The sequence below is a fragment of the Acidovorax sp. MR-S7 genome (genome assembly GCF_000400995.2).
Lineage (GTDB): Bacteria > Pseudomonadota > Gammaproteobacteria > Burkholderiales > Burkholderiaceae_C > MR-S7.
Window position 1 is genome coordinate 59,528 of record NZ_DF238984.1, and the last position, 1,661, is coordinate 61,188.

Consider the following 1,661-nt stretch of genomic DNA (forward strand, 5'->3'; position numbering starts at 1 on the left):
CCGCGCCCAGTCCGGCCGCGCACACCAGCAGCAGCGCGCTCCAGCCCACGGGCACGGCCACCACGAAGCGCATCGCGGCGGGCAGGCCGCGGTTGGCGGCCAGGGCCGTGGACAGCGTGGTGTTCGGGCCGGGCGTGAAGCTCATCGCGGTGGCCAGCACCAGCAGGGCGGTGAATTCAACCAGTGGCATGGGAGCGTCGGCGGTAGGGTGGAAGCCGCACTGTAGGGTGAATGCCATTACAGAACCGGTACAGTTCACCCCACACACGCACCAACTGTACAGGCCAACCCACTGACACAGCCATGCTGACCCTGACCGAACAGCTCGCCGAGCGCTTCGCCGAGCGCATCCGCACCCGCCTGCTGCCCGCCGGGGCGCGCCTGCCCTCGGTGCGCGAGTGCGCGCGCCAGCAGGGCGTGAGCCCCTACACCGTGGTGGCGGCCTACGACAAGCTGCTGGCCCAGGGGCTGGTGGAGGCGCGGCGCCAGCGCGGCTTCTACGTGCGTGACATCGTGCAAAAAACGGCTCCAGCGCAGGAGAGTCAAGCGCTGGCAGCTATGCCTTCAGGAGCAAGGGCGGCGTCGCCGCTGGGCACCATCGGCGTGCGCCTGTCGGGTTCGCGCATCAACGCCACGGCGCTGATGCGCGGCATGTTCTACCAGGCGTCGGACAAGCCCCAGCCCGGCTCGGGCGTGCTGCCCGTGGGCTGGCTGGAGGAGGCGCGCTTCCTGCCCGCCGCCGTGCGCAAGATCACCGCCAGCCCGGCGCTGCAGGGCGGCTCGCTGAGCTACGGCGAGCCCATGGGCGATGCCGGCCTGCGCGAGGCGCTGGCGCGGCGCATGGCCGGCATCCGCATCTCCGCGCAGCCCGAGCAGATCATGACCACCGTGGGCGCCACGCACGCGCTGGACATCGTGAGCCGCACGCTGCTCAAGGCGGGCGACCCGGTGATGGTGGAGGAGCCCGGCTGGAGCGTGGAATTCGCGCGGCTGGACGCCCTGGGCATGCGCGTGCTGCCCGTGCCGCGCGGCCCCGAGGGGCCGGACCTCGCCGTGATGGCGCGCTACTGCGAGCTGCACGCGCCCAAGCTGTTCGTGAGCGTGAGCGTGCTGCACAACCCCACGGGCTACAGCCTGTCGCCGGCCAGCGCGCACCAGGTGTTGCAGCTCGCCCAGCGGCACAACTTCCACATCGTCGAGGACGACACCTACGGCCACATCGCGCCCGACCACGCCACGCGCCTGTCCACGCTCGACGGGCTGCGCCGCACCATCTACGTGAACGGTTTCGCCAAGATCCTCGCGCCCAACTGGCGCGTGGGCTACATGGCCGCGCCACCCGAGCTGGTCGAGCGCATGCTGGACACCAAGCTGCTGACCACCCTCACCACCCCCTCCATCCTGGAAAAGGCGCTGGCGCTGTGCATCGACCAGGGTCAGTTGCGCCGCCACGCCGAGCGCATCCGCCAGCGCGTGGCCCAGGCCCGCGCGCGCAGCGTGCAGCTCGCGCTGGAGGCGGGCTGCACCTTCGCGGCCGAGCCCGCCGGCATGTTCGGCTGGGTGGAGACGGGCGTGGACACCGACATGCTAGTGTGGTGTCTCAAAAATAGATAGAACTATTTTGACCGGTGTTGGTCGAATCAGCTTCCGTATAAGAGACT

General features: G+C 70.1%; 1 protein-coding gene and 1 pseudogene. One reads left to right on the plus strand and one right to left on the minus strand.

Annotated features, from left to right (window positions below):
- Positions 1 to 190: pseudogene (locus tag AVS7_RS20415) on the minus strand (LysE family translocator); the annotation flags it as partial.
- A 113-nt stretch (positions 191 to 303) separates the two neighbouring features.
- On the opposite strand from AVS7_RS20415, the gene AVS7_RS20420 reads away from it, so the two are divergent.
- Complete coding sequence (locus AVS7_RS20420; RefSeq protein ID WP_020230952.1) at positions 304 to 1,614, plus strand: PLP-dependent aminotransferase family protein; 1,311 nt, start codon at positions 304 to 306, stop codon at positions 1,612 to 1,614.
- Positions 1,615 to 1,661 lie beyond the last annotated feature (47 nt).